This is a genomic window from Sphingomonas sp. SP1 (assembly GCF_058313395.1).
In genome coordinates, this window is record NZ_JBZFLC010000001.1 from 106,761 (window position 1) to 132,807 (window position 26,047).

Consider the following 26,047-nt stretch of genomic DNA (forward strand, 5'->3'; position numbering starts at 1 on the left):
GCGGGAAGACGACCCACCACCGACCACCGTACCCGGCAGGAAGTTATCGAATCGTTGAATTACCACCGAAGTGGTGCGGTATCGCCTTAGAAGCGGTCCGGCAGATGAACCGGGCCGATCAGCTGTTCGTGGCGCTTGATCGCGAACGGGTCGGTCATGCCGGCCAGATAGTCGGCGACCGAGTGGGCCCGCGCAGTCGGATCGGACGGGTCCAGGCACCAGGCATCGGGCAGCAGCCGTGGCTCGGCCAGATAGGCCTTGGCGAGATTGCCGACGATCCGTTGCGCTTCCAGCCGGACGGGCTGGAGGGGCGTGGCATTGTAGAGCTGCGTGTACAGGAAACGCTTGAGGTCCCGCTCTTCGGCGGCGAGCTCGGGGGAAAAGCCGACCAGCGGGCGCCCGGCGGCGCGGACGTCCTCGAGGGTCTTGACCCCGCTCTCCACCACTCTCCGCCGGGTTTCGGCAATCAGGTCGCCGACCATGGTGCCGATCTTGTCGCGGACCAGCGCCTTCAGCTTGCGGTCCAGCACGAGGTCGGGATGCCGCCTGCCGATCGCGTCCCAATGACGGGCGACCAGCGGCAGTTCCAACAGGGCATCCAGCGACAGGATGCCGGCGCGAAGCCCGTCGTCGATGTCGTGGTTGTCGTAGGCGATGTCGTCGGCCAGCGCCGCGACCTGCGCTTCCAGGCTGGGCCAGCTGCCGAGTTCGAACCCGAACTGCGCGTCGGCCTCGGCAAGCGCCCACGGCGCGTTGGCGACCGGCCCGTTATGCTTGGCCAGGCCCTCAAGCGTCTCCCAGGACAGGTTGAGACCATCGAAATCGGGGTAAGGCGCTTCCAGCTTGGTCACCAGCCGCAACGTGTGACCGTTGTGGTCGAATCCGCCATGCGCCGCCAGTGCGTCGTTCAGCGCGTCTTCGCCCGCATGGCCGAACGGGGGATGGCCAAGATCATGCGCCAGGCACAGGGCCTCGGTGAGATCCTCATTGAGGCCGAGCACGCGCGCGACCGTACGGCCGATCTGGGCGACTTCGATCGAGTGCGTCAGTCGCACCCGGTAATGATCACCATCCGGCGCCACGAACACCTGCGTCTTGTGCCGCAGTCGGCGAAAAGAGACGGAATGAACGATCCGGTCGCGATCGCGCTGGAAGGCGTCGCGGGGGCCGCGCGGACCCGAATCCGGCTCAGGGTAAAGGCGCCCGCGCGACCGCGCTGGATGGGCGGCCAGCGCCGGGCCAAGCGTCATTGCGTGCCGAGTTTCCGGACTTGTTGTCCCGGCTGGCTCGTCCAGGCGAAGGCATCGATGTTCACGCTCGCCAGGTCTTCGGCGAACATGTCGGCGTCGCTCTTGCTCTTGAACGGACCAATCACCAGCCTGGCCTTGCCGGGCTCCTCCACGACATAGCCGCTGATCCCTTCGAACAGCGACGCCTCCTTCGATGACAGGCGGCGATATTGCGCGGGCAATGTCGCAGCGTTGCCGGTGGCCAGCTGCAGCCAGAGCCGCTTCGGCGCTGGTCCGGCGACGGTTGGCGGACGCGTTACGGGCGAAGCCATGGCTACCCGGACGGGCGCCGGCGCTTGGGCGACGGGTCTGGAGGCCATCGGCGCAGGGGCCGGCGGCGGAGCGCGCAGCAACTGCTCGATCTCGCCCAGCCGATTGCCCTGCGGGGCGCTGTCAGCGACCTGGTAGGCGGGCGACGGCGCTCCGTTGCCGGGCATCACGCCCAGATGCACGGCGGCGATCTTTTCCGCTGGTCGCAGCGTTGCGAGCCGACGCAGGAAGGGTTCCATCGTCCCCGCCATGCCCGGCAGAGCCGCGTTGACCGCGCTTCGGGCGCCCGCGGCATCACCCGTGCAGGCCAGCACGAAGGCACGGGCCCGGATCGCTCCCGGATCGCGGCGGACAAGCAGTGGATCGAGAGTGCTCAGCGCCTCCGCCCGCTTGTTACTGACGGCCAGGCTGAGCGCTAAACGCCGGCGGGCTTCGTTCGGATCGGCGCCGGACAGCGCCACCCGATAATCGTTCTGCGCTTTCAACTGGTCGCCGAGCAGGTCGAAGGCAAGGCCCCGTTCGAGCGCGACGGCGGACTGGCTGGCGCCAAGCCGCTGCGCCTGTTCAAACGCGGCAAGAGCCGCCCCCGGATCCATGATCTGAACCAGTGCCGCGCCCTGGCCGATCTTGGGCACCCAACTGCGCGGATTGACCTCTTCCGCCCGCCCGTAAAAGCCGATGGCGGCCTCCGGATCGCCGGTCGCCAGCGCCGCCTTTCCCGCACCGATCAGCGCGTCATAGTTGCGGGGACTGCCGGCCAGAGTGCGGACATGGCGCGCAAGAGCCGCGCTCGGGCTTTCCGCGTAACCGGCGACAGGCGCGACCGGTGGGGGCGGTGCGCCACCGCCGATATATTGTGCCGCCGACGGGCTCGACAGCCCGACGCCAAGCACAGCCAAACCTATCACGCGCAATGTCGTGGACATCCCCAACCCCATGCCTCTCCCTAGCTTGCCACAAGCTTTCCGGTCGTCGGCTTCGCGGCGAGCCGTGAGGTGAGGAAGACGAACCGTGACGGGTCCATGACCGATACGAGAAAGGCTCCGCCGGCCGTTGCCGACCAGCGAAGCCCGTCCCGATGGCATATCTGCAGATTGCAGAGTGGCGCTATTGATTATTCTGCCGGTTGAGGAAGCGCGGAATGTCGAGCGGTTCGCGACGAATGGTCGGCGCCGGCTCGCTGTCCTCGACCTTGGCCGCGCCGCGCGCGATGTTGCTCATCCGCTCGAACAGCGTGCCGCTGTCCCGTACCGGACGCGCGGCCGGAGCAGCGGCCGGCTCGACCTCCGCAACCGGCGGGCGGATCGGCGGTGCGCCGACCGGCGTGGTCAGGATATCCTCGCTGTCGAGCAGCAGTTCGTCGCCGCCTTCGTCGGAGCCGAGGTCCAGCGGTTCTTCAAGCGCCGCTTCCGACGCACGAGGAGCCGGAGCCGGAGCGGCCGGAGCGGCGGCAGGCGCCGGGGCGGCCGCGGGCACGCTAGAACGGCCCGGGAAGGCAAAGACCTTGGTGCCGGAGCCGGACGCCCCGCTCGGCTTGGACGATTCTTCCGCCTCGATGCCCGTCGCGACCACCGACACGCGGATACGGCCGTCGAGATCGTTGTTGAAGGCGGAGCCCCAAATGATGTTGGCGTCCGGGTCGACCAGTTCCTTGATGTGGCTGGCGGCTTCGTCGACCTCCATCAGGCGCATGTCTTCGCCACCGACGATGGAAACGATGACGCCCTTGGCGCCCCGCATCGATACGCCGTCGAGCAGCGGATTGCTGATCGCCTTTTCGGCCGCCTCGATGGCCCGGTTCTCACCGGTCGCCTCGCCGGTGCCCATCATCGCCTTGCCCATCTCGCCCATCACGGCGCGGACGTCGGCAAAGTCGAGGTTGATGAGGCCCGGCATGACCATCAGGTCGGTGATGCCGCGCACGCCCTGCTGCAGCACCTCGTCGGCCATCTCGAACGCTTCCTTGAAGGTCGTGTCCGAATTGGCGAGCCGGAACAGGTTCTGGTTCGGGATCACGATCAGCGTGTCGACGTGCTGCTGCAGTTCGGCGATGCCGGCGTCGGCCGCGCGGCTGCGGCGCGCGCCTTCGAAGGCGAACGGCTTGGTGACCACGCCGACGGTCAGGATGCCCTTGTCGCGGGCGGCCTTGGCAATGACCGGAGCGGCGCCGGTGCCGGTGCCGCCGCCCATGCCCGCGGCGATGAAGCACATGTGGGCGCCGTCGAGCGTCCGCTCCAGCTCCTCGATGGTTTCCTCGGCAGCGGCGCGGCCGATCTCGGGACGCGAGCCTGCGCCCAGGCCCTGCGTGATCTTCGGCCCCAGCTGCACCCGGCGATCGGCCAGGCTGTGGTTGAGCGCCTGGGCGTCCGTGTTCGCGACCAGGAAGTCGACCCCCTGGACATCGCGGCGGATCATGTTGGCGATGGCGTTGCCGCCGGCGCCGCCGACACCGATTACGGTGATGCGGGGGCGAAGCTCGTCCACAGCCGGACGGATGAAATCGATGCTCATGCGGACTTCCCCCAGTGGCGCTACCTAGCGCGTTGAACCCTCGGGACGAATCTATGAATCGCCCGCGAGTCCGGCACAAGCGGAAAAGTTAAGATTGGAGGCAAAAAGACGGCGAAGCGTGGCCTGGCGGACTCAGATGATTCAGAACGGGACACCCAGCCGTCAGTAACCGCCCTTCATCGCGGCGAGCAGCCGGCCGAACATTCCCTGCGAAGGCTTCCGCCGCTGGGTCACGTCGGTCATCGCGATATCGCGGATGTCGCCGGTGCCCCCGCCCGCCAGCAGGGCAAGGCCGATCAGCGTGGTGAAGCCGGGCCCGGAGTGCGCGTCGGGAAGGCCGGTCAACTGTTTGGGTCGCCCGACCCTGACGGCGCGGCCGAGAACGCCCTGCATATAGTCGGCGATATTCTTCAATTCGGCACCGCCCCCGGTCAGCACGACCTGGCGCCCGACCGGTCCGGTGAAGCCGAGCGCCTTCAAGGACGTTTCCACTTCGCCGGTGATCTGCTCGATCCGCTGTCGGATCACGGTCATCAGCTGCGCCCGGCTGACCCGCATCGGCTCGGCTCCGTCCTCGACCCCCAGCGCCTGCGCCTCGATCATCTCGTGATTATCGCGTGGGGACGTCATCGCCGAGCCGTGGAAGCATTTCATCCGCTCGGCATCGCGCCGCCTGACCCCGAAGGCGCAGGCGATATCATCGGTGATGTCCCGCGCGCCGAGCGGGATCGAGCGCAGGCCCACGAGCATGCCGCCGGCATGGAGGGAGACATTGGTCACTTCCGCGCCCAGCTCGACCAGCGCGACGCCAAGATCGCGCTCTTCCTGGCTGAGGCAGGCGAGCGCCGAGGAAATCGGCGATGCGACGATCGCCTTCACGCCCAGATGCGCCTGACGGATGGTCAGGTCGATATTGCGCAGCGGCCCACTGTCCGCTGCCACGACATGGATGTCGACGCCCAAGCGCTCGGCATGAAGCCCGACGGGCTGCACGACCCCTTCCACACCGTCCAGCGTATAAAGGGCCGGATTGGCGTGAAGCACCACATGGCCCGGCCGATCGATCGCTTGCCGGCCGGTCGACAGCAGCTGGTCAACGTCCGACCGTTCGATCTGGTGGCCGCCAAGCTCAACCTCGACATTGGCGATCTCGCTCGACAGGGCGCCGGCACCGAAGCTTGCCCAAACGTCGTCGATGGTGACGCCGCTCATCCGCTCGGCCTGCTCGACCGCCTCCCGGACGGCGACTTCGGCCGCATCCATGTCGGTGATGAAGCCGCGCTTCACGCCCCTGCCTTCCCGTTGCCCGGTACCGAGCACGCGCAGGCGACCGTCCGGATCCGTCGTGCAGATCAGGGCGGAAACCTTGGAAGAGCCGATGTCCAGCGCGCCGATCAAAGGCTGGTCGGGTGCTGCCACCATCAGCTTGCCACCTCGGGCGCTTCGGCGGGCGGTGGCGGCGCGGGCAGGCGGACGATCATCTTGTCGGGAACACGCAAGTCGAAGCGTTTCATGCCACGGCCCAGCAACCCGGTCTGCCGATCGAGCTTGGCGAATCGCTGCAGCGCCTGGGTCGCCGCCCGTTCCCCTTCGGGAAGAGCAATGGTCTCGCCAGAGGTGAAGGACAGGTCCCACCGACGACGCCCGATCCATGTGGCGGACGCGAGCTGCGGTCGAAGGGTCGGCACAGTCGCCAGCATCCGCCCCAGATGCGTCGCCTCGCCATTGGCCCCGGGGCCGATCAAGAGCGGCAGGTCGGGCATCCGGTCGAGCGGCACGGGGGCAAGCACCACCCCATCCGCGTCGACCAGGCTGAGCTGGCCCTTGCTTTGCCAGACGGCAGCGGGTCGTCGCTCCACGATGTCGATCACCAGCTGGTCGGGCAACCGCCGCGAGACGCGGGCGTCCTCGACCCAGCCATATTGCATCAGCCGGTCGCGGATCCCGCTGGCGCTGACCAGCGCCTGGGCGGGTTTGCCGGACCCTCCGGAGATCTGCTCCGCCTTGTGCAATTCTTCCGTGACAATCTCGTCGACGATACGGCGGTCCATGCGCTTCAGCCCGACGATCTGGTAGCCGTCGACCGCAAAGCCCGCTTCCCCAGACGCGCTGCCGATCGCCCGACCCGCCTTCGCCGGCAGTTCGAGCGCGATGATCGCGACGACTGCCATGGCGAGCACGAACAGGCCGAAAGCCCATCCTGCGAGCTTGCCCGTCCCGGTGCCGACGGACGTGGCCCGGGCGCGCGGAGCGGCCTTGCGCGGCTGCCTCGCCCCGCTTGCCGAACCCTTTCGCCGGACCGACTGTGCATTCACCGGGAAAGCGCCTCCCCGCGGCCTGCAGCGTCGTTCAACGCCTCGGCGATGATGCGTTCGACCAGTTCGCCATAGCCGATGCCGCGCTGACGGGCCTGCTCGGGGACGAGGCTGAGCGGCGTCATGCCCGGCTGGGTATTGACCTCCAGCAGGTAGATGCCGTCCGGTCCTTGCGTGTCGTCCCAGCGAAAGTCCGAACGCGAAGCACCCTTGCACCCGAGCGTCTGGTGGGCGGTCAGCGCCATCTTGAGCATGGCCGCAGCGATATCGTCGGGAATCTCGGCCGGGCACACGTGCTCGGTCAGTCCGTCGGTGTACTTGCTGTCGAAATCGTAGAAGCCGACCTTGGGTTTCAGCTCGGTGACGCACAGCGCCTCGTCGCCAAGAACCGCAACCGTCAGCTCATGTCCTCTGATGAAAGGTTCCGCGAGCAGGTGGTCGAACTTCTGCCAGGGGCCGTCCACCTCGCGGCCGATCGGTGATCCGTAATTGCTTTCGTCCGTGACGATGGCGACGCCGACGGACGATCCTTCGTTGACCGGCTTCAGCACGTAAGGACGCGGGATGGGGTCGCGTTCCTGAAGGGTTGCGCTTTCGACCACCGTCCCTTGCGGCATCCGGACGCCCGCAGGGACCAGCAGCAGCTTGGTCAATTCCTTGTCGATTGCGATCGCGGACGTGGTGAGGCCGCTGTGCGTATAGGGAATTCCCATCAGCTCGAGCATGCCCTGCACAGTGCCGTCCTCGCCCGGGGTCCCGTGGAGCGCGTTGAAGACGACGTCAGGCCGCAACTCATCGAGCCGGTGAGCGATGTCGCGGCCCATGTCGAGTTCGGTCACGCGGGTCCAGCCGCGATCGCGCAATGCCTCCGCCACGCCCTTGCCGCTCATCAGCGATACCGGCCGCTCGGACGACCAGCCGCCCATCAGCACCACGATGTGCAGGTCCCGGTTCACTTCACTGTTCCCACGCGCTGGATTTCCCACTCAAGCTCGACACCGCCGTGCTCACGCACCCGACGGCGCACTTCCTCGCCCAGATTTTCTATGTCGGCGCTGGTGGCGCTACCGAGATTGAGGAGGAAGTTGCAATGCTTTTCCGAGACCTGCGCGTCGCCGATCCGCAAGCCACGGCAGCCGGCAGCATCGATCACCTCCCACGCCTTGTGCGGAAGCGGGTTCTTGAAGGTCGAACCGCCGGTCCTTGAGCGTAGAGGCTGTGAAGCTTCGCGGCTGGCAGCGATCCGGTCCATCTCCGCCTGGATCGCGGCGGGTTCGCCGGCTTCGCCGCGAAAGGTGGCGGAGACGACCACGGCCTGGTCGGGCAATTCGGAGTGGCGATAGGTGTAGCCGAGCTCTTCGTTGACGAAAGTCCGGACCTCGCCCGAGCGGAGCACGACCTCCGCCTCGACCAGCACGTCCTTCACTTCGCGACCATAAGCGCCACCGTTCATGCGGACGAAGCCGCCGACCGTGCCCGGGATTGAGCGCAGGAACTCGATTCCCGAGATGCCCGCGTCACGCGCGGCGGAGGACACCAGGATGCCGCTTGCTCCGCCGCCGCAGCGCAGCGTGGTGGTGTCGAGGCGCTCGACGGTGGCGAAAGGCTTGCCGAGCCGGATGACGACGCCCGGCACCCCGCCGTCGCGAACGATCAGGTTGGACCCGAGGCCAAGGGCCAACACCGGCACTTCAGGGGGAAGGTCACGCAGGAACTCAACCAGATCGTCGCGATCGGCAGGTTCGAAGAGATGCTCGGCCGCGCCGCCGGACTTGAACCAGACGAGCGGCGCCAGTGGAGCCTGCGGCTTCAGCTTGCCGCGCACATGGGGAACGGTGATGACGCTCATCCCTTCGCGGCCCGAACCGCGCACAGGCCGTCGCCGAGCTTCGCCGCCCATTTGGTGATGTCGCCGGCGCCCATGCAGATCACCATGTCGCCTTCCGCCGCAAGGTCCCGCAACGCCAGGCACAGGTCATCCACATCACTGACGGTGCGGACCAAGCGGTGTCCGCGAGAGCGGATGCCCTCGGCCAGGGCAGCGGCATCGACCCCTTCGATCGGCTGCTCTCCGGCGGCATAAACCGGCGCGACGAGTACCACGTCGGCCTCGTTGAAAGCGCCCGCGAACTCATCCATCAGGTCAGCTAAGCGGGTATAACGGTGCGGCTGCACGACTGCGATGACGCGCCCAGCGGCGCTTTCGCGCGCTGCCGACAGGACGGCGCGGATTTCGACCGGGTGATGGGCATAATCGTCGATAATGATCGCGCCGTCGACCTCCCCGACCCGGGTGAAGCGCCGCTTGACCCCCCCGAACTTCTCGAACCCGCGGGTGATCGCCGCGTCGTCCATGCCGAGTTCGATTCCGACGGCAATCGCCGCCAGCGCGTTCTGGACGTTGTGGCGTCCCGGCATGGGCAGGCGAATGCCCGGAACCACCCGCCGCTCGCCCGACCGTTGCAGCACATGCGCATCGAATCGCGATCCGCCGTCGGCCGCGACGACGTTCTCGGCGCGCAGATCGGCAGCGGCGGAAAAGCCATAGGTCACCACCCGGCGATCCCGGATGCGCGACAGGATGTTCTGCACTTCGGGATGATCGATGCACATGATCGCCAGCCCGTAGAAGGGGACGTTCTCGATGAACTCGACGAAGGCATCCTTGACCGCGTCGAAGCGGCCGTAGTGCTCAAGATGCTCGGGATCGATGTTGGTCACCACCGCGATGGTGCCGTCGAGGCGAAGGAAGCTGCCGTCGCTCTCGTCGGCCTCCACCACCATCCAGTCGGACTTTCCCAGCCTGGCGTTGGAACCATAGCTGTTGATGATGCCCCCATTGATCACGGTCGGATCCATGCCGCCCGAATCCAGCATGGCGGCGATCATGGAAGTGGTCGTGGTCTTCCCATGCGTACCCGCCACCGCGATGGTCGACTGCATGCGCATCAGCTCGGCCAGCATTTCGGCTCGTTTGACGCGCGGCAGGCGGCGCTCGGCCGCGGCGAGATATTCGGGATTGTCGGGCTTGATCGCGGTCGAGCAGACCACCACCGCCGCGTCGTCGAGGTTCTCGGCCGACTGCCCGATCATCACGGGAATTCCGGCCTTGCGCAGGCCCTCGGTGACATAACTGTCGGCGATGTCCGAGCCCTGCACCTTGTAGCCCAGCTGGTGCATCACCTCGGCAATGCCCGACATGCCGATGCCGCCGATGCCGATGAAGTGGATGGTGCCGATGTCGGTCCCGAACGCCTTCATGCCGCAGCTCCCGCCGGGACAAAGCGCGGCTCGACGCGCGCGGGGCCGACAGCCAGCGGAACCGCCTTGTTGCCGATCCGCTCGACCAGGTCGGCAAGATCCTGCGCGGCACGCGGGCGACCGACGGACAGGGCCCGGGCAGCGGCGTTGGCCAAAGCCTCCGGATCGGCCGCGAGCGCCTCGATCTGGCGGGCGAGCGTGTGCGGCGTGAACTGCGGCTGCGGGATCATCCGGGCCCCGCCGGCACGCGCCATTTCCCGCGCATTGGCGGTCTGGTGATCGTCGGTTGCGATCGGCAGTGGAATGAGGATTGCGGGCCGCCCGGCAGTGGTCAGTTCGGCAATCGTGGAGGCGCCCGCGCGCGCAATCACCAGGTGCGCGTCGCCAAGCTTGGCCGGCATGTCCTCGATATAGGTCATCAGCTCGGCCGGGATTTCCAGCTTGCGGTACGCCTCCCGCACCAGTTCGATATCGTCGGCGCGGCACTGCTGCACGATCTGCAGGCGATGGCGCAGCGACTGCTCCAGCGCTGCAAAGCCGGCCGGGACCACCTGGCCCAGGATGGTCGCGCCCTGGCTGCCGCCGGTGATCAGGATCTTGAGCGGCGAGAATTCGTCGAAGGTCGGAAAGGGCTGCTGCCCCAATCGGACCACCGACTCCCGCACCGGGTTGCCGACCAGCACCACCTTGCCCTTGTGGCGCGGCTTCAACCGGTCGATCCGCTCATAGGCGGTGGCAATGGCCGCAGCGTCGCCGGCCAACAGGCGGTTGACCCGTCCCAGCACCGCGTTCTGCTCGTGGAGCACGGTGGGAATGTTCATGGAACTGGCGGCGAGCAACGCCGGGAACGCCGGATAGCCGCCAAAGCCGATCACCGCATCCGGCCGGCCGGCCCTGTAGAGGGACTTGGCGAGGGACCGCCCCGCAAGCACCGCGCGGACGCCCTTCAGCAAGCCAAGCGGGTTCTTGCTCAGCCGCCCGGCGGGAAGCACCTCCACCGGCACGTTCTCGAACAAGCCGGGGATCCGCTTGCCCCGCTCATCGGTGATCAGCATGACGCCGTGTCCCCGCCGCTTCAGCTCGGCGGCAAGCGCGTGGGCCGGGATCATATGGCCGCCGGTACCACCGGCAGCGAGTACAAAGTTCATGCTGGCGAGCTCTCCCCGCTCCATTTCACGACATAGGGCGAGCGCTTCAGATACGGGTTCCGCCGGGTAAAGGCGAGCAGCAGTCCCATTGAAACGGACAGGGCCAGCATCGAGCTTCCCCCATAGGAGATGAAGGGCAGCGTCATGCCCTTGGAAGGCGCGATCTGCACGTTGACCGCCATATTGATCAGCGCCTGCAACCCGAACTGGATGGCGAGGCCGGCGGCAGCAAGAATGGCGAAGCTCGATTCCTCGTCGAGCAGTTTGACCAGCACCCGGGCAATGATCGCCAGGTAGATCGCGGCGATGGCGATGCATGCGATCAGGCCGAATTCCTCGCCGATCACCGAGAAGATATAGTCGGTATGCGGCTCCGGCAGGCCGAACTTCCTGGTGCCACCGCCCGGACCCATTCCGAACAAACCGCCCGCAGTCAGCGTCCGCATGGCGTTCTCGACCTGGAAATTATCGCCCTCGCCGAACAGGAAGCCGTCGATCCGGACGGTCGCGACGGGGTAGAAGAAATAGGCCAGCACGATGCCGACCAGCGCCACCACGCCGAGCACGCCGAGGATGCGAAGGTTCAGGCCGGCCAGCGCCAGCATCGCGATCCACACGGCGCCGAAGATGATCGTCGAGCCGAAGTCGGGCTGCAGCATCAGCAGCACGGCCACCAGTCCGATCAGCCCGCCCGAAAACCAGAACACCGGCAAACTCTTGTCCTTTTCCTGCAAGGACAGGAGCCACGCCAAGGCGACGACGAAGAAGGGTTTCAGGAATTCGGACGGCTGGAACTGGGTGAAGCCGACGCCGATCCAGCGTTTGGCCCCGTTCACCTCCGCGCCGATCACCGGCACCAGCATCAGGCAAGTGAGGAAGATCACCGCGCCGATGATGCTGAAGCGCTTGGCGCGCTCTCGCGGCATCATCGATATGAGGATCATGACCGGTACGGACAGGGCGATCCAGAAGATCTGGCGGTAGAAATAATAGAGCGGCGGAAAGGTGACGCTGCCGCCAGAATAGCGCTCGGCGGCGGCCGGCGAAGCGGCCGCGACGGCGATCAGGCCGATGCCGATCAGCACCGTGACCAGCAGCAGGAGGACCCGGTCGATCTCCCAGAACCAGCGGCCCAGCGCCGAGCGGTCGGAGCGGCCGTAGCGGTTGGGGTCGATCAATTGCTTGGGTTTCAGCGCACCCGCGAGTGTCACCATCTCTAAAGCTCCCCCACCAACCGCTTGAACGCGTCCCCGCGCGCTTCGAAGTCCCGGAACTGGTCGAACGAAGCGCAGGCCGGGGAGAGTAGAACAGTCTCGCCGGGCTGTGAATCCGCCGCGGCGCGATTCACCGCATTTTCAAGCGTTTCTGCTTCGGTGACCTGGACGCCGCGCTCGCGGAGGAGGCGGGCGAACATCGGCCCGGCCTCGCCGATGGTGTAGGCGTGGACGACGTGGTCGAGGTGCTGGGCCGTGTCGCCGAGGTCTTTGGTCTTGGCCTGCCCGCCGACGATCCAGCGGACGCGCGGGTAAGCGGCCAGCGCCGGCGCGGCAGCCTCGGGGTTGGTTGCCTTGCTGTCGTTGACGAACAGCACGCCGTCATGCTCGCGGACGCGCTCCATGCGGTGGGGCAGGCCCGGATAAGTGTCGAGGGTTCGAACGATCAGGTCCTCATCGACGCCCAACCAGGCGGTGGCCTCAACCGCCGCGGCTGTGTTCTCGATGTTGTGTGGTCCGCGCAAGGTCGGCCAATCGGCCTCTTCGACCCACTCCGGCAGAACCAGGCCATTGAAGCCGCAGACCGGGTCCACCCACCCCATCTCGAACGCATGCCAATTCACCAGTGCCGTCTGTTCCGGGGACTGCATTTCGAAGAGTCGGGCCTTGGATGCGGCATAGGCCTCAAAGCTTTCATACCGATCGAGATGATCCGGCGTGATATTGAGCAGCACCGCAACGTCGCAGTCGAGGCTCTGGGTCAGGTCGATCTGAAAGCTCGACAGCTCCAGCACATATACGCCGCCCTCCGGTAGCGGGTCCTGCGCCAGGATCGGCAGGCCGATGTTGCCCCCCATGGTCGTCGGCACGCCCGCTTCTCTGAGGATGTGGTGGACCAGCGCGGTGGTGGTGCTCTTGCCGTTGGTGCCGGTGATCCCGACCACCTTGTGCGGGGGAAGCTCCGCCCGGGCGCGGGCGAAGAGTTCGATGTCGCCAATGATCTCCACACCCGCCTTGCGGGCGCGGGCAGCGAGTGGATGTGTGTTCAGCGGTACGCCCGGGGAGAGGACTAGGGAGTCGAATTGGGTGAGGTCGTCGAGAGGGGCGATCGTCAGCAAATCCTCCCCGGCACGGGGAGGGGGACCATGCGCAGCATGGTGGAGGGGGCCCTCCACGCTAGATTCATCCGTGTGGAGAGAGACCCCTCCACCACTGCCTTCGGCAGCGGTCCCCCTCCCCGTTTCGGGGAGTAACTGGCTACGCGCCTCTTCCCGCTCATCCCACGCCGTGACCCGCGCCCCACTCGCCAGCAGCGCACGAACCGTCGCCAGCCCGGATCGCGCCAACCCGTAAACCGCGTAATGCTTTCCCGCCCAGGCCCGTGCCGTGATCACCTGAGCTTCAGGGTGCTGAGGCCGGCGAGCGCCAGCACGAAGGCGATGATCCAGAAGCGGATGACCACGGTCGGCTCGCTCCAGCCCTTGTGTTCGAAATGATGGTGGATCGGGGCCATCAGGAAGACGCGCTTTCCGGTGCGCTTGAACACCGCGACCTGGACGATGACGCTCAGCGCCTCGACCACGAACAGGCCGCCGATCACCGCGAGCACGAACTCGTGGTGCGAGGCGACCGCCACCGCGCCGAGCGCTCCGCCGAGCGCGAGGCTACCGGTGTCGCCCATGAAAACGGCGGCGGGCGGCGCATTGAACCACAGAAAGGCAAGGCAAGCGCCGACGATCCCAAGCAGCAGCACCGTCAGGTCGCCGACGCCCGGGACGTGCGGAATGCCGAGATATGGGGCAAAGCGGGCATCGCCGACGAGATAGGTGATAAGGACGAAAGCGAGCGCCGCGATGACCACGGGCATGGCCGCCAGCCCGTCCAGTCCATCCGTCAGGTTCACAGCATTGCCGAACGCGACAATGACGAACGCCCCGAAAGCCACGTAAAACCAGCCGATATCGAGCACGGACCCTTGCACGAACGGCAGGTAGAACTGCGTGCCCGAAACGCTGACCATCATGTAGGTCGCGCCGCCCGCAATCATGAACTCCAGCAACAGCCGCAGCTTGCCGGGAATTCCGGCGTGGTGCGCCTTCTTCACCTTGTCATAGTCGTCGAGGAACCCGATCGCGCCGAAGCCGATCGTCACCATCAGGCAGGCCCAGACATAGGTGTTGGTAAGGTCCATCCACAGCAGGACCGAAATGGTCACGCTGACTAGGATCAGCAGTCCACCCATGGTCGGCGTACCGCGCTTGGCGAGGTGGGTTTGCGGCCCGTCGGCGCGGATCGGCTGGCCCTTGCCCTGCTTGACGCGAAGATAATTGATGAACCAGGGGCCGAGCAGCAGCCCGATCAGCAGCGCCGTCGCCGTCGCGGCACCGGCCCGGAAGCTGATGTAGCGGATAAGATTCAGGATCCCGGGAAATCCAAGATATTCGGCGACTATGTAGAGCATGGCGCCATGCCCCCTGCCACTCGCTCCACCAGCCTTGCAAGCCCGACTCCGTTGGAGGCCTTGACCAGCACCGCGTCGCCGGCACGGACTATCCGAAGCAGCGCATCCGCGGCTTCTTCCGGCGCCTCGGTGCGAGTGACCTCGATCCGCCCTCCGACCCGTTCTTCCAGCGGCCGGGTTTCCTCGCCTACCAGGATCAGCGATGTCACGCCGGCAGCCAGCAGCGGATCCGCCAGCCCGGCATGGGCTTCGTCACTGAATTCGCCAAGTTCGCGCATGGTCCCCAGCACCGCGATCCGCCGCCCCTGCACCTGTTCTTCGGACAGGCTCTTGAGCGTCGCCGCCATGCTGGCCGGATTGGCGTTGTAGCTTTCGTCGATCAGCAAGGCGTGGCCGCCCGCGACCGCGATTCGATGACGTTCGCCGCGCCCCTTCAGCCCGCCAAGATCGCCCAGCGCCAGCCCCGCCGCGGCCAGATCGGCGCCGACCGCCTCCACCGCCGCCAGCACCGCCAGCGAGTTGGAAACCCAATGCTCACCGGGTTGCGCGATGGTGTAGGTCAGCTCGCTTCCGAGCAGGCGCGCGGTGACCAGGCTGCCGCCGTTGGCCGAACGGACCGCATGGGTGGCGGTGACGTCGGCGTCGCCGCCACCGAACGTCGTAATGTGCTCGGCATGGCGCCGCGCCGCGCGCAGGATACGGTCGCGATAGGGCGTGTCGTTGGGGATGATCGCCGTTCCCTCGGGCTCCAGACCCTCAAAGATCTCTGCCTTGGCATCGGCGATCGCCTCCATCGAACCAAGATGTTCGATATGCGAAGGCGCGATGGCGGTGATCAGCGCGACGTGCGGTCGGACGAGCGCGGTCAGGCCCCGGATCTCGCCCGCGTGATTCATGCCCATTTCGAGCACCGCGTAAGTGCTGTCGCGCGGCATCCGGGCAAGGCTGAGCGGGACCCCGGTGTGATTGTTGTAGCTTTTGACCGAACGGTGGACCCTGCCCCGGCACCGGCGCTCCAGCGCGGCGGCCAGCGCTTCCTTGGTTCCGGTCTTGCCGACCGAGCCGGTGACTCCCAGCACCTTGCCGGTCATCCGTGCCCGGGCGGCAACAGCCAGGTCGGTAAGCGCCTTTGCAACATCCGGCACGAGGACGTGGGGTCCGTCGATCGGCTTACTGACCATCGCCGCCGAAGCGCCGCCTGCAAGCGCTTTGGCCACGAACTGGTGCCCGTCAGCGACCGTTCCGGGCATGGCGACGAACAGCCAGCCGGGTTCGACTTCGCGGCTGTCGAACGTGACGCCGGTGACTTCGAACGGTTCCGACACCTGGCCGCCCGTGGCAGCCACGATCTCTGCGGAGGTCCACAAGATGGTCACGCGGCACATTCCCTGGCGACCTGCGCATCGTCGAACGGCAAGGTGCGCTCACCGATGATCTGCACCGTCTCATGGCCCTTGCCCGCCAGGAGGACGATATCGCCCCGGCGTGCCTCCGCCACCGCAGCGGCGATGGCTTCGCGGCGACCACCGACTTCGCGGGCCTCGGGCGCTCCGGCCAGGATCTCGCGACGGATTTTTGCCGGGTCCTCGCTGCGCGGGTTGTCGTCGGTGACGAACACGAGGTCCGACGCAAGCGCGGCCACTCGCCCCATCTCCGGCCGCTTGCCCTCGTCGCGGTCCCCGCCTGCGCCGAATACGGTGATCAAGCGTCCCTCCACATGCGGCCGAAGCGCGGCGATCGCTGCCTCCAGCGCGTCGGGCGTATGGGCATAATCGACATAGACGGGAACACCAGCAGACGTAATCACCGCCCGCTCCAGCCGGCCGCGGACCGGGCTTAGCCTTCCCATCCCGGCAAAAGTCTCGTCCCATTCCGCGCCTGTCGCCAGCACAAGGCCAGCCGCGACCAGGACGTTGGCGGCCTGATAGGCGCCGATGAGCGGCAGCCCGAGCAACTGTTCCCGACCAGCATGGACCAGCTGGAGCGTCTGGCCAAGCGCGCTCGGCTGTTGGCCCTTGAGATCGATGAGGTGTCCACCAGGCCCGACCGTCAGCACCCGCAGGCCGCGCCGCTTCGCCCGCGCGGCGACCTCGGCGCTTTTGGGATCGCCGGTCCAGACCACTGCCGTGCCATCTGGAGCCACGACCCGCTCGAACAGCGCCATCTTGGCCTCGAAATAGGCCTCCATGCTGGAGTGGTAATCGAGATGGTCGCGCGAGAAATTCGTGAAGGCTACCGCCCTAACCGGCAGCCCTTCGGACCGATACTGGTGGAGACCATGGCTGGACGCCTCGTAGGCGACATGGCTGATGCCCATCCGTTCCATGCCGGCCATGTTGTGCAAGAAGGTGACGATGTCGGGGGTGGTGAGGCCGGTCTTCACCTGGTCGTCCGCCGTGGTCACCCCCAGCGTCCCGACGCTGGCCGAGCGGTGCCCAGCCATGCGCCATAGCTGCCGGGTCATTTCGACCGTGGAGGTTTTTCCGTTGGTGCCCGTCACGGCGACCACGGTTTCCGGATATGGCGCGAAGAAGCGCGCGGCGAGCTCGGCGAAACGGCGGCGCGGCTGGGGATCGGTCAAGTGGACCGCCCCTGCGACCGAGGCCTCGGGACGGGCCACGACTGCAACCGCACCGCGGTTCACCGCTTCGGCAATAAAATCCTCACCGTTGAAGCGCGAGCCGGGGAAAGCGCCGAAGATGCTTCCGCGTTCGACCTTGCGGTGATCGATGGCAAAGCCGGTCACCTCGGAATCGCTGCTGACTCCTGCGAGTTCGCCCAGGCGCACGGTAATTACTTCTTCTCGCGAATGTAGGGCAGGACTTCCTGCATATTGGGTTCACGCTTGAGGTCGGGCCGAACGCCCAACATGGGGGCAATGCGGCTGACGATCTTACCAAACATGGGAGCCGCGTTCCAACCGGCCGTACGAAAGCCGAACGTTTCCGCAGTCGCCTTGGGTTCGTCGAGCATCACCACCATCGCATAGCGCGGCTCGTCCATTGGGAAAACGCCGGCGAAGCTGGTCACCACCACGCCGGATTTGGAATAGCGTCCGCCGACAATCTTCTCTGCCGTTCCCGTCTTGCCACCAATGCGATAGCCGGGCGCGTCAGCCTTGCGACCCGTGCCGTTGGTCACCACCACGCGCAACAGCGAGCGCATCTTGTAACTGGTGTCCTCGCTGAACACCCGGCGCGCCTTGCCGACGGGATGCTTCGGACCGACCTTGAGCAGGGTGGGCGGGCGATACAATCCGCCGTTGTACAGGGTCGCATAGCCGCTCGCCAAATGGAGCGGGCTGACCGCCAGGCTGTGGCCGAAGCCGATCACCATCGTATCGAGCGGTGTCCATGCGCCGCGCGGGCTGAGCGGCCGGCCTTTTTCCCGGAGTTCCACCGGCACGGACTCCAGGAAACCCATTTTCTCGAGGAACTGCTTCTGCCGGGTCGGCCCGACCTGAGCTGCGATCTGGGCCGTTCCGACGTTGGAGCTTTCCTGCATGATCTCCGCCACCGAACAGGCCCGGTTGAACGGGTGGGTATCCGAAATGCTGCGCTTGTAGACGTTCAGCGAACCCGGGCAGGGATACATTTGCCCCATCGACTTCACATCGCCAGTGTCCAGCGCCATCGCCACGGTGAACGGCTTGAAGGTCGACCCCAGCTCCCACACGCCCAGGGTCGCGCGGTTGAACCGGGCTTCCGGATCCATGTTGCCGGCGATGTTGGGGTTGAGCTGCGGCAGCGAGGTCATGGCCAGGATCTCGCCGGTGTGGATGTCCATGATGATCCCGGCCGCGCCAATCGCGGAGAAGGTCGTCTTGGCCGACAGGAGTTCGTGCTCCAGCGCCTGCTGCACCCCGCTGGAGATCGACAGCACGAGCGGCTCGTTCCGGGTCTCAGCCCCCGACAGCTGTTCGTCGAAAGCCCGCTCCATTCCCGCGGCACCATGACCGTCGATGTCGGTGAAGCCGAGCACATGGGCGGCGAGGTCGGTCTGCGGATAAAGGCGATCGGGTTCACGGCTCAATGCCAGGCCGGGCTCTCCGAGGGCGTTCACCGCCTCAACCAGCCGCGGTGAGGCCCGGCGGCGAAGATAGATGAAGGTCTTGTCGGAACGGAGCAGCTCCATCCAGGCTGCCTCGTCCCGTTCCGGCATCAGGCTTGCCAGCTTACGCGACAGGTCGAGCTTGTTGCCGATGATCTTGGCCGGGTGCAGCGCGATGGTCCACGCGTCGATGGTCCGAGCCAGCGGCTTGCCATCGCGATCGACGATATCCCCCCGCTCCGGAACCAGCGCCGTCACCGTCGTCTTGCGGCCCGCGTGGTCGCCGAACGCCGCCAGATACATCAGGCGAAGGACGATCACCGCGACGACGCCGGCGTAAAGCAGCATGCCAAACATCAGCCGCTGGTGCATGACGGCCAAAATCTGCCGCCGCTGTCCCATCAAGCGGAGCCGCTCGGGCCGGGCGACGAGAGCGGGCGTCGGCGCGTTCATTGTTTGGTTTGGGCTTCCCTGGCTTTCGTCTTGGCGGCGGTTGCGGGCTTCGGCTTCGGCTTGGCCTCCGCAACTTCCACCGATTCTGTCTTTTGCTTAGCAGGCTTACCAGCGCTGGCAGCACTCGGCGCGGGTGCCTTGGCGGGTTTTTCCACAGCTTTTTTCTTGGCTTCGACCGGTGCCGCCTCGGGCTTGCTCGACTTGGGCACCGGTTTGGCGGTCACTATTGCGGTCGGCTCACGAACTTTCAGGCTGGCCACGTGCATCAGGTCGGCCGGCCGAGCTGCGATCGGCTGCGGCGATTGGCCGTCACTGTCGATCACCGGTCCCTTAGGCTCGGCCGCAGGAGCGGCGGCGAGCACGATCGGCGCTTCCGGATCCACCTTTTTGTCGGGCCGCATTAGCGTGGCGAGTTGGAAGCTGCCCTCCAGGAACTGATTGGCCTGGGGCGCCGACAGGGCGAGAACCTTCACGTTCCACTTTTCCAGCTGCTCGAGCCGGCCGCGCGTCCCGATTTCAGTCTGCAGCAGCCGGATGTCGCGCTGGGCGAGTACGATGCGGGTTTCCACATCCTCCAAGGCGGCGCGCTCGGAGGCGACCTTCAGGTTGACCATGTAGCAACCGAGTGCGGTCGCAGCGATGCCCGCGACCCAACCGACCGAGCGAAAACCACGCGCGATCATGCCGCCTTCTCCTGGTTCCACGCAGGCGCGTCGGTACGGACGGCGCTGCGCAAGCGGGCAGAACGCGCCCGCGGGTTACGGGCCAGCTCGTCTTCGGAAGCACCGACCGGCTTGGCAACTTGGGTGAAACTGGGGCTTGGACCCGGCGCCGCGACCGGGCGGTGCCGCGAACCGCCGGGTGTGGCGCCGCTGCGGTCCTTCAGGAAGCGCTTCACGATTCGGTCTTCCAGGCTGTGAAAGGTCACCACGGCCAGTCGTCCGCCGGGCCGAAGCGCCCGCTCTGCCGCACGCAGTCCCTGCTCCAACTCTTCCAGTTCGGCATTGAGGTGGATCCGGATCGCCTGAAAAGTCCGGGTGGCCGGATCGGTCTTCATGCCCGGGTGGTGCCCAAGGGTCTTGCGGACCAGCGCCGCCAGCTCGGAAGTACGGGTCAGCGGCCGCGCAGCGACAATGGCCCGGGCAATTGTTCGCGCGCGTGGCTCTTCGCCATAGTCGCGGATTACGCGCGCGATCTCGGATTCTTCAGTATTGTTCAGAAAGTCGGCGGCACTTTCGCCCGCTTGGCTCATCCGCATGTCCAACGGCCCGTCCTCTCGAAAGGAAAAGCCACGCGCCGGCTGGTCGAGCTGCATCGAGGACACGCCGATGTCGAGCGTGATGCCGTCGACCGGCGCCAGGCCCCGCTCGGCCAGCACCCGGTCCATCTGGGAGAAGCGTTCCTGAATCAGGGTCAGTCGGGCGTCCGGGACGAGCGCCGGTCCGTTCGCGATCGCATCCGGATCGCGATCGAAACCGATCACTCGTCCCGCCCCCGCCCCGAGCATGGCGCGCGTGTAGCCGCCTGCTCCGAACGTGCCGTCCACATGCGTTTCGCCCGGAACAATGGCGAGCGCCGCGACGACTTCATCGACCAATACCGGCAGGTGGGCCTGAACGGGGGTGGGGACAGCCGTCATGCGCTGATCCCCCGCTCTTCGAGCCGGTAACGGCAGATGTCCTTGAGATCCTCCGGGATGTTCTTGTCACTAAGCAGCGTCTGCGGGTTCCAGATCTGGAACGTCTCGCCGGTTCCGAGAAACAGCGCCAGCTCCCCGATGCCGCCCTTCCGCCGCATCATCGGCGGCAACAGCACGCGCCCGGAGCTGTCGTACGGCACTTCCTCCGTGGCGGCGAAGGCCATCAGATTGCGCTGCTGATAGACCAGCTGCGCGGCGTCATCCGCTTCCTGCTTTTCGAGCAGGCGTTCCAGCTTGGCATGCTTCAACGCCGCGTAGGCGGGATCATAAGCGTCGAGGCAGGCGAACTGACTGTGCTTTGCAAGAACGATGGTGCGGGCATCGCCGCGGCGCTCGATCACCGAGCGCAGGAACGCGGGAACGGAGACGCGACCCTTCGCATCTACCGCGTTAAGCGCACTGCCCTGAAACAGATGCTCCAATGCCACCGCGCACACACTCCCGCCGCGCGAGGCCAGACACCCCTGTTCGCCGGATGCACGGGGTCACCGTGCCCGACGCTTGCTTTTCCCATTGATGGGTCAGCCCCGCGCTAAGCATGTGTGTAACGCGGGTCGAGATGGGACACAATGGGATTTCATGGGATTTCGTGGTCAAACATGGAAAATGGCGGAATAGTGCGGACTTTCGAGCACAGCAGTGCTCCCCCGCCTGCCGCGTGAAGCATTTCGTAACCTGTGGATAACCCTGTGTGCAGCCGACTCGCTGCGCCTGTATCAGCGCGGGGAAAGAGCGTGGAGTTCTTGCACCAGCGCGTCGGCGCCGGCCCCATCCGGCGAACGGAGGAAATCGGCATCGGCGACCACCACCGCGCTTCCTTTTCCGATGCGGCATCGCGCGACGGCTTGGTCCGCCTGTACGCTGCACGAGCCGTTGCTTTCGAGGCGTCCGCCTTGATACACGTCGATAAGTCTGCCGCCGAGTTGCATGTCGATGGCCTCCATTTCAGGCGTGTCGTCGCGTTCCAGCGACAGTCCCCAGCGGGTGAGCAATCCCGTATCGGCGAACTCCACTGGCGGGCGTCCGGGCGTGCCGAGCGGCAGTTCACTGGGCCAGGTCAGCCAGGGGTCGGCCAACAGCAGCAACCGACCTCCTTCCCGCACCCAGCGATCAAGCGCGACCAGGCGGCTGGCGGTCATGGCGCGCGGTTGGGCCGCCAGCAGCAAACCGCCTGCCGGCAGTTGCTCGGGGCCATCCACAGCAACCACCCTGAAATCTTGTTCGAGCCGCGCGATGACCGGGTTCTTGTCCGCGTTCAGGGTGAACCCTTCCGCGAAGAACAACGGAAGCCCGGTGATGACATGGAGCGTCATTGGGGCAGCCGACGGCCCTGCCCTGTTGCCCTCACCGGCCGCTTCGCAGCCGAGCAGGGACAGTGCCAGCGCCCCTGCCAACACGCTTCTCACTGGGCCATGTTGCCTTGGGCGTTGCCGTCGTTCTGCGCATCCTGGCCCGGAGCCACGCCCAGTTCGGCAAGCGGCTCGTTTGGCTCGGCCGCGTTCACGCCGCTGCCCGGCTGGTTGGTTGCAGGATCGTCGCTGCTGCGGCTGATTGCGGTGCCTAGCAATACCAGCAGGAATACAAAGGCCAGGCCGGTCAAGCCGATCCGGATGCGCTGCATGGAATTCAAACGTTTCTTCCCACCCCCCGGAAAGGAGCCAGCCTATACCCCTTGCCGCTCGATGCAAGTCCGTTTGCCGATCAGGCGTTGACGGCGCGCCCGTCAACCGCAAAAGGCGCGCCCATGAACCGCACCCCCCTTGCGATCGCACTGTTCGCCGCCGCCGCGCTAGCCGGCTGCGACAGCCAACCCGAAACGCTGGAGTTCAATGCCCCTGATCCCATGGCGAACGAGCTTGCCAACGCCGCGCCCGTGGAGTTGCCCAAGCCGATCGCCGCTTCCCATTCCTATCGCTGCAAGGACAACAGCCTGGTCTATATCGATTGGCTGGCCGAGGATTCGGGCGCCAATGTCCGGACCGAGAAGAATGCCGCTTCGACCCCGCTGAAGCCGGGCGCCGATGGCAAGCCGCCATTCACTGCCGAGGGCGGATACAGCGTCAGCGGTCTTGCTACCGACAGCAGCGTCACCATCGCGCTTCCCGGCAAGTCGAGCCAAAGCTGCCGCCGCGGCTAGCAGTCAAGGAACAATCGGATTTCTTCACCCCCGGTCCGCGCGACCGGGGGTTTTTCTTTGTGTGCCGCTCCGGCTAAGGCGCGGCCCATGTCCGACATCACGCCCCAAGTCGTTGCCGAACACGGCCTGTCCGAAGACGAGTATCAGCGACTGTTCCATGCCCTCGGGCGCGAGCCGAACCTGATCGAACTCGGCATTTTTTCGGTGATGTGGTCGGAGCATTGCTCCTACAAATCCTCGCGCATTCACTTGAAGAAGCTACCGACGCAGGCGCCGTGGGTGATCTGCGGGCCGGGCGAGAATGCGGGTGTGATCGACATCGGCGACGGGGACGCCGCGATCTTCAAGATGGAGAGCCACAACCACCCCTCGTATATCGAGCCCTATCAGGGCGCGGCGACGGGCGTCGGTGGCATCCTGCGTGACGTCTTCACCATGGGCGCGCGGCCGGTCGCCAACATGAACGCGCTGCGCTTCGGCGATCCCGAACACCCCAAGATGCGCCACCTCATCAGCGGCGTGGTGTCCGGCATTGGCGGCTACGGCAACTGCGTCGGCGTGCCGACCGTGGGCGGCGAAACCAACTTCGATCCCGCCTACAACGGCAACATTCTCGTCAATGCAATGACGGTCGGTGTCGCGCGCCAAGACAAAATATTCTACTCGGCCGCGGCCGGCATCGGGAACCCGGTCGTCTACGTCGGTTCCAAGACCGGTCGCGACGGCATTCATGGGGCGACCATGGCCAGCGCCGACTTCGGGGAGGACAGCGAGGAGAAGCGCCCCACCGTCCAGGTCGGCGATCCCTTTACCGAAAAGCTACTGATCGAGGCCTGCCTCGAACTGATGGCCTCCGACGCGATCGTCGCCATCCAGGACATGGGCGCGGCCGGCCTCACCTCCTCCTCGGTCGAGATGGCGAGCAAGGGCGGCGTGGGCATCAAGCTGGTGATGGACAATGTCCCTCAGCGCGAAGAGGGCATGACGCCTTACGAGATGATGCTCTCCGAAAGCCAGGAGCGCATGCTGATGGTCCTGAAGCCCGGCCGCGAGGCCGAGGCGGAGGCGATCTTCAAAAAGTGGGAGCTCGACTTCGCGGTGATCGGCGAGGTCACCGACACCGGCCGCATGGAGCTGATATGGCAGGGCGAGAAGGTCGCCGACATTCCGCTTGGGCCCCTCGCCGACGAGGCGCCGCTCTACGACCGCCCGCACCTCAGCCGCGAGGAATACAAGACGTGGGCGCAAGTCAAGCCGCTCGACCAGGTGCCGGAGAGCACCGACATCGCCGCGGACCTTCTCAAGCTCATGGCCTCACCTCACCTCGCCAGCCGGCGCTGGATTTTCGAGCAGTACGATCAGCAGGTCGGCGGCGACACCGTCCAGCGAGCCGGCGGCGACGCGGCGGTGGTGCGGGTGCACGGCACCGACAAGGCGCTGGCGATCACCACCGACTGCACCCCGCGCTATTGCTATGCCGACCCCTATGAGGGCGGAAAGCAGGCGGTCGCCGAAGCCTACCGCAACCTCTGCGCGGTCGGCGCGACGCCGCTCGCCATCACCAACTGCCTCAACTTCGGCAACCCGCAGCGGCCCGAGATCATGGCCCAGATCACCGGCTGCCTCGGAGGCATGGCCGACGCCTGCCGCGCCCTCGACTTCCCGATCGTGAGCGGAAACGTGTCACTGTACAATGAGAGCAAGGCGACCGGCGGGGGCAGCGCGATCCTGCCGACGCCGGCGATCGGCGGCGTGGGGTTGCTGAAGGATTGGCGGAAAAGCGCAACGATCGGGTTCAAGGCAGAAGGTGAGCAGATTGTGGTGATTGGCGGCTCGGTCGGACAGCTTGGTCAGTCACTTTGGCTCAAGGTCTGCCACGGCCGAAACGAGGGAATGCCGCCTGGCGTGGAACTCGACGTCGAGAGACGTTCCGGCGCATTCGTACGAAAGCTGATCGACGATGGCGCGGTAACCGCAGTCCACGATGTCTCCGACGGCGGCCTGGCTGTTGCCCTCGCGGAAATGGCGCTGGCTGGCAATCTCGGCGCCACGGCGACCGGAAACGCCGGCGGTTGCGGGACTGCCGGACTGATGTTTGGCGAGGATCAGGGGCGCTATCTGATGACTGCGCGCGATGGCGCGGCAATCGTAAGGCAGGCAGAGGAGAACGGCCTTCTCGCATTCGTCATCGGTGAAACTGGCGGCCGGTCGTTGACCTTCAGCATCGCCGACACCGGAGTTGTAGCCACGATTGCACTCGATCAGCTCCGCGCCGCGCACGAGGGTTTCTTCCCGAGGTTGATGGGCGGAGAGCATCCGGTCGCCTGACCTTCGTCGTTGCGAGGAGCATAGCGACGCGGCAATCCAGTTCTCACCGCGAGTGCAGGCCGCTGGATTGCCTCGGTGCGCTCGCAAAGACGAAAAGCTACGCACCCCTACTTGCGAACGCCTCGCATTATCGCTTACAAGCGCCTCGATGATCGTTTGTGTCTGCAACGCGATTCGCGAGAACGACCTCCGCACCCACGCCCGCCAAGGGGCGTGCAGCGTCGGCAGCGCCTATGCACGTCACGGCTGCAAGGTGAAGTGCGGGTCCTGCCTTCCTTTCGCGCGTGAGATCATCGCGGAAGAGCGTTTACTGCAGGCCGCCCTTCCCACCCCCGCCGCCGCCTAATTGCGAGTTGTTAGCGCTTCGTTCTGCCGCCGGGCTGACGTAGAAGGCGCGGCGAAAGGAACACAAGCATGAAGGGCGATCCCAAGGTCATCGAGCTGCTCAACGAAGCGCTCAAGGCCGAGTTGACCGCAATCAATCAATATTGGCTGCATTATCGCATGCTCGAAAATTGGGGCGTGAAGAAACTCGCCGAATATGAGCGGCACGAATCCATCGACGAAATGAAGCATGCCGACCGTTTCGCCGAGCGCATCCTGTTCCTCGATGGGCTACCCAATTTCCAGGCCCTTGGACGCCTGCGCATCGGTGAGAATGTGGAGGAAGTCCTGCGCGCCGACCTGGAAGCAGAATATGAAGCGGTGAACATGTACCGCGAGGCGATCGTGCACTGCGAAGCTGTCCGCGACTTCGCTACCCGCGACCTGTTTGCCGAGGTGCTGCGCGACGAGGAGGGTCACGTCGACTTCCTCGAAACCCAGTTCGACATGATCAAGCAGATGGGCCTGCCCAACTACGTCCAGCTTCACAGCGAACCGGCCGGCGAGCACTAGGCCGGAAACGGCTG

At 66.0% G+C, this 26,047-nt stretch carries 24 protein-coding genes; 4 read left to right on the forward strand and 20 right to left on the reverse strand.

Annotation, left to right across the window (positions count from 1 at the left end):
* Window positions 1-86: 86 nt before the first annotated feature.
* The 20 genes from AC4GYS_RS00570 to AC4GYS_RS00665 form a co-directional block, all read right to left on the reverse strand.
* Window positions 87-1,250 carry a deoxyguanosinetriphosphate triphosphohydrolase gene (locus tag AC4GYS_RS00570; RefSeq protein ID WP_491107175.1) on the reverse strand — a complete coding sequence of 388 codons (1,164 nt, stop codon included), beginning with the start codon at window positions 1,248-1,250 and terminating at the stop codon, window positions 87-89.
* Window positions 1,247-2,485, reverse strand: coding sequence for a hypothetical protein (locus tag AC4GYS_RS00575; protein WP_491107176.1), 1,239 nt, complete (start codon window positions 2,483-2,485; stop codon window positions 1,247-1,249). The genes AC4GYS_RS00570 and AC4GYS_RS00575 overlap by 4 nt, the downstream gene beginning before the upstream one ends.
* A gap of 181 nt (window positions 2,486-2,666) precedes the next feature.
* On the reverse strand, window positions 2,667-4,070 hold the full coding sequence (ftsZ, locus tag AC4GYS_RS00580) for a cell division protein FtsZ (protein ID WP_491107177.1): 1,404 nt from the start codon (window positions 4,068-4,070) through the stop codon (window positions 2,667-2,669).
* A gap of 162 nt (window positions 4,071-4,232) precedes the next feature.
* The gene (gene ftsA, locus AC4GYS_RS00585) at window positions 4,233-5,492 is read right to left on the reverse strand and encodes a cell division protein FtsA (protein WP_491107178.1); all 1,260 of its coding nucleotides are present in this window, start codon (window positions 5,490-5,492) and stop codon (window positions 4,233-4,235) included.
* Window positions 5,492-6,385, reverse strand: a complete 894-nt coding sequence (locus AC4GYS_RS00590) for a cell division protein FtsQ/DivIB (protein WP_491107179.1) — start codon at window positions 6,383-6,385, stop codon at window positions 5,492-5,494. The genes ftsA and AC4GYS_RS00590 overlap by 1 nt, the downstream gene beginning before the upstream one ends.
* Window positions 6,382-7,341 (reverse strand): D-alanine--D-alanine ligase, encoded by a 960-nt coding sequence (locus AC4GYS_RS00595; protein WP_491107180.1) that lies wholly within the window; start codon window positions 7,339-7,341, stop codon window positions 6,382-6,384. The genes AC4GYS_RS00590 and AC4GYS_RS00595 overlap by 4 nt, the downstream gene beginning before the upstream one ends.
* Window positions 7,338-8,234: a UDP-N-acetylmuramate dehydrogenase gene (murB, locus tag AC4GYS_RS00600; RefSeq protein ID WP_491107181.1), complete on the reverse strand. Its 897-nt coding sequence runs from the start codon at window positions 8,232-8,234 to the stop codon at window positions 7,338-7,340. The genes AC4GYS_RS00595 and murB overlap by 4 nt, the downstream gene beginning before the upstream one ends.
* The gene (gene murC / locus AC4GYS_RS00605; protein ID WP_491107182.1) at window positions 8,231-9,646 is read right to left on the reverse strand and encodes a UDP-N-acetylmuramate--L-alanine ligase; all 1,416 of its coding nucleotides are present in this window, start codon (window positions 9,644-9,646) and stop codon (window positions 8,231-8,233) included. Before murC ends, murB begins: the two co-directional genes overlap by 4 nt.
* Window positions 9,643-10,794, reverse strand: coding sequence for an undecaprenyldiphospho-muramoylpentapeptide beta-N-acetylglucosaminyltransferase (murG, locus tag AC4GYS_RS00610; RefSeq protein WP_491107183.1), 1,152 nt, complete (start codon window positions 10,792-10,794; stop codon window positions 9,643-9,645). The genes murC and murG overlap by 4 nt, the downstream gene beginning before the upstream one ends.
* Window positions 10,791-12,008 (reverse strand): FtsW/RodA/SpoVE family cell cycle protein, encoded by a 1,218-nt coding sequence (locus AC4GYS_RS00615; protein ID WP_491107184.1) that lies wholly within the window; start codon window positions 12,006-12,008, stop codon window positions 10,791-10,793. The genes murG and AC4GYS_RS00615 overlap by 4 nt, the downstream gene beginning before the upstream one ends.
* A 2-nt stretch (window positions 12,009-12,010) precedes the next feature.
* Window positions 12,011-13,402, reverse strand: a complete 1,392-nt coding sequence (locus tag AC4GYS_RS00620; protein WP_491107185.1) for a Mur ligase family protein — start codon at window positions 13,400-13,402, stop codon at window positions 12,011-12,013.
* Window positions 13,399-14,469, reverse strand: a complete 1,071-nt coding sequence (gene mraY / locus AC4GYS_RS00625; RefSeq protein WP_491107186.1) for a phospho-N-acetylmuramoyl-pentapeptide-transferase — start codon at window positions 14,467-14,469, stop codon at window positions 13,399-13,401. The genes AC4GYS_RS00620 and mraY overlap by 4 nt, the downstream gene beginning before the upstream one ends.
* On the reverse strand, window positions 14,457-15,845 hold the full coding sequence (locus AC4GYS_RS00630) for a UDP-N-acetylmuramoyl-tripeptide--D-alanyl-D-alanine ligase (protein WP_491107187.1): 1,389 nt from the start codon (window positions 15,843-15,845) through the stop codon (window positions 14,457-14,459). The genes mraY and AC4GYS_RS00630 overlap by 13 nt, the downstream gene beginning before the upstream one ends.
* On the reverse strand, window positions 15,842-17,257 hold the full coding sequence (locus tag AC4GYS_RS00635; RefSeq protein WP_491107188.1) for a UDP-N-acetylmuramoyl-L-alanyl-D-glutamate--2,6-diaminopimelate ligase: 1,416 nt from the start codon (window positions 17,255-17,257) through the stop codon (window positions 15,842-15,844). The genes AC4GYS_RS00630 and AC4GYS_RS00635 overlap by 4 nt, the downstream gene beginning before the upstream one ends.
* A 5-nt stretch (window positions 17,258-17,262) precedes the next feature.
* Window positions 17,263-18,972: a peptidoglycan D,D-transpeptidase FtsI family protein gene (locus AC4GYS_RS00640; RefSeq protein WP_491107189.1), complete on the reverse strand. Its 1,710-nt coding sequence runs from the start codon at window positions 18,970-18,972 to the stop codon at window positions 17,263-17,265.
* The gene (locus AC4GYS_RS00645) at window positions 18,969-19,586 is read right to left on the reverse strand and encodes a hypothetical protein (protein WP_491107190.1); all 618 of its coding nucleotides are present in this window, start codon (window positions 19,584-19,586) and stop codon (window positions 18,969-18,971) included. The genes AC4GYS_RS00640 and AC4GYS_RS00645 overlap by 4 nt, the downstream gene beginning before the upstream one ends.
* A gap of 65 nt (window positions 19,587-19,651) precedes the next feature.
* The gene (gene rsmH, locus AC4GYS_RS00650; protein ID WP_491107191.1) at window positions 19,652-20,611 is read right to left on the reverse strand and encodes a 16S rRNA (cytosine(1402)-N(4))-methyltransferase RsmH; all 960 of its coding nucleotides are present in this window, start codon (window positions 20,609-20,611) and stop codon (window positions 19,652-19,654) included.
* Window positions 20,608-21,099: a division/cell wall cluster transcriptional repressor MraZ gene (locus tag AC4GYS_RS00655; RefSeq protein ID WP_491107192.1), complete on the reverse strand. Its 492-nt coding sequence runs from the start codon at window positions 21,097-21,099 to the stop codon at window positions 20,608-20,610. The genes rsmH and AC4GYS_RS00655 overlap by 4 nt, the downstream gene beginning before the upstream one ends.
* Before the next feature lie 288 nt (window positions 21,100-21,387).
* Window positions 21,388-21,954, reverse strand: a complete 567-nt coding sequence (locus tag AC4GYS_RS00660) for a DUF4350 domain-containing protein (RefSeq protein WP_491107193.1) — start codon at window positions 21,952-21,954, stop codon at window positions 21,388-21,390.
* A 119-nt stretch (window positions 21,955-22,073) separates the two neighbouring features.
* Window positions 22,074-22,292 carry a hypothetical protein gene (locus AC4GYS_RS00665; RefSeq protein WP_491107194.1) on the reverse strand — a complete coding sequence of 73 codons (219 nt, stop codon included), beginning with the start codon at window positions 22,290-22,292 and terminating at the stop codon, window positions 22,074-22,076.
* A gap of 123 nt (window positions 22,293-22,415) precedes the next feature.
* Here AC4GYS_RS00665 and AC4GYS_RS00670 point away from each other — a divergent pair, with 123 nt between their 5' ends.
* From AC4GYS_RS00670 to bfr, 4 genes are all read left to right on the forward strand, one after another.
* The gene (locus AC4GYS_RS00670; RefSeq protein WP_491107195.1) at window positions 22,416-22,808 is read left to right on the forward strand and encodes a hypothetical protein; all 393 of its coding nucleotides are present in this window, start codon (window positions 22,416-22,418) and stop codon (window positions 22,806-22,808) included.
* 87 nt (window positions 22,809-22,895) lie between these two features.
* Window positions 22,896-25,136 (forward strand): phosphoribosylformylglycinamidine synthase subunit PurL, encoded by a 2,241-nt coding sequence (gene purL / locus AC4GYS_RS00675; RefSeq protein ID WP_491107196.1) that lies wholly within the window; start codon window positions 22,896-22,898, stop codon window positions 25,134-25,136.
* A gap of 148 nt (window positions 25,137-25,284) precedes the next feature.
* Window positions 25,285-25,482 carry a (2Fe-2S)-binding protein gene (locus AC4GYS_RS00680; protein WP_491107197.1) on the forward strand — a complete coding sequence of 66 codons (198 nt, stop codon included), beginning with the start codon at window positions 25,285-25,287 and terminating at the stop codon, window positions 25,480-25,482.
* Between the two features lie 68 nt (window positions 25,483-25,550).
* Window positions 25,551-26,033, forward strand: a complete 483-nt coding sequence (bfr, locus tag AC4GYS_RS00685; protein ID WP_491107198.1) for a bacterioferritin — start codon at window positions 25,551-25,553, stop codon at window positions 26,031-26,033.
* The last annotated feature ends 14 nt before the right edge of the window (window positions 26,034-26,047 follow it).

What these genes read in the sequence shown, in the direction of transcription:
- purL (WP_491107196.1), top strand. Translation starts at nt 22,896, where the DNA reads ATGTCCGACATCACGCCCCAAGTCGTTGCCGAACACGGCCTGTCCGAA.
- AC4GYS_RS00645 (WP_491107190.1), bottom strand. Translation starts at nt 19,586, where the DNA reads ATGGTCAACCTGAAGGTCGCCTCCGAGCGCGCCGCCTTGGAGGATGTG.
- murC (WP_491107182.1), bottom strand. Translation starts at nt 9,646, where the DNA reads ATGAAGGCGTTCGGGACCGACATCGGCACCATCCACTTCATCGGCATC.
- AC4GYS_RS00665 (WP_491107194.1), bottom strand. Translation starts at nt 22,292, where the DNA reads ATGCAGCGCATCCGGATCGGCTTGACCGGCCTGGCCTTTGTATTCCTG.
- AC4GYS_RS00615 (WP_491107184.1), bottom strand. Translation starts at nt 12,008, where the DNA reads ATGGTGACACTCGCGGGTGCGCTGAAACCCAAGCAATTGATCGACCCC.
- AC4GYS_RS00640 (WP_491107189.1), bottom strand. Translation starts at nt 18,972, where the DNA reads ATGAACGCGCCGACGCCCGCTCTCGTCGCCCGGCCCGAGCGGCTCCGC.
- murB (WP_491107181.1), bottom strand. Translation starts at nt 8,234, where the DNA reads ATGAGCGTCATCACCGTTCCCCATGTGCGCGGCAAGCTGAAGCCGCAG.
- AC4GYS_RS00680 (WP_491107197.1), top strand. Translation starts at nt 25,285, where the DNA reads ATGATCGTTTGTGTCTGCAACGCGATTCGCGAGAACGACCTCCGCACC.
- mraY (WP_491107186.1), bottom strand. Translation starts at nt 14,469, where the DNA reads ATGCTCTACATAGTCGCCGAATATCTTGGATTTCCCGGGATCCTGAAT.
- AC4GYS_RS00570 (WP_491107175.1), bottom strand. Translation starts at nt 1,250, where the DNA reads ATGACGCTTGGCCCGGCGCTGGCCGCCCATCCAGCGCGGTCGCGCGGG.
- bfr (WP_491107198.1), top strand. Translation starts at nt 25,551, where the DNA reads ATGAAGGGCGATCCCAAGGTCATCGAGCTGCTCAACGAAGCGCTCAAG.
- murG (WP_491107183.1), bottom strand. Translation starts at nt 10,794, where the DNA reads ATGAACTTTGTACTCGCTGCCGGTGGTACCGGCGGCCATATGATCCCG.
- rsmH (WP_491107191.1), bottom strand. Translation starts at nt 20,611, where the DNA reads ATGACGGCTGTCCCCACCCCCGTTCAGGCCCACCTGCCGGTATTGGTC.
- AC4GYS_RS00575 (WP_491107176.1), bottom strand. Translation starts at nt 2,485, where the DNA reads ATGTCCACGACATTGCGCGTGATAGGTTTGGCTGTGCTTGGCGTCGGG.
- ftsA (WP_491107178.1), bottom strand. Translation starts at nt 5,492, where the DNA reads ATGGTGGCAGCACCCGACCAGCCTTTGATCGGCGCGCTGGACATCGGC.
- AC4GYS_RS00670 (WP_491107195.1), top strand. Translation starts at nt 22,416, where the DNA reads ATGAACCGCACCCCCCTTGCGATCGCACTGTTCGCCGCCGCCGCGCTA.
- ftsZ (WP_491107177.1), bottom strand. Translation starts at nt 4,070, where the DNA reads ATGAGCATCGATTTCATCCGTCCGGCTGTGGACGAGCTTCGCCCCCGC.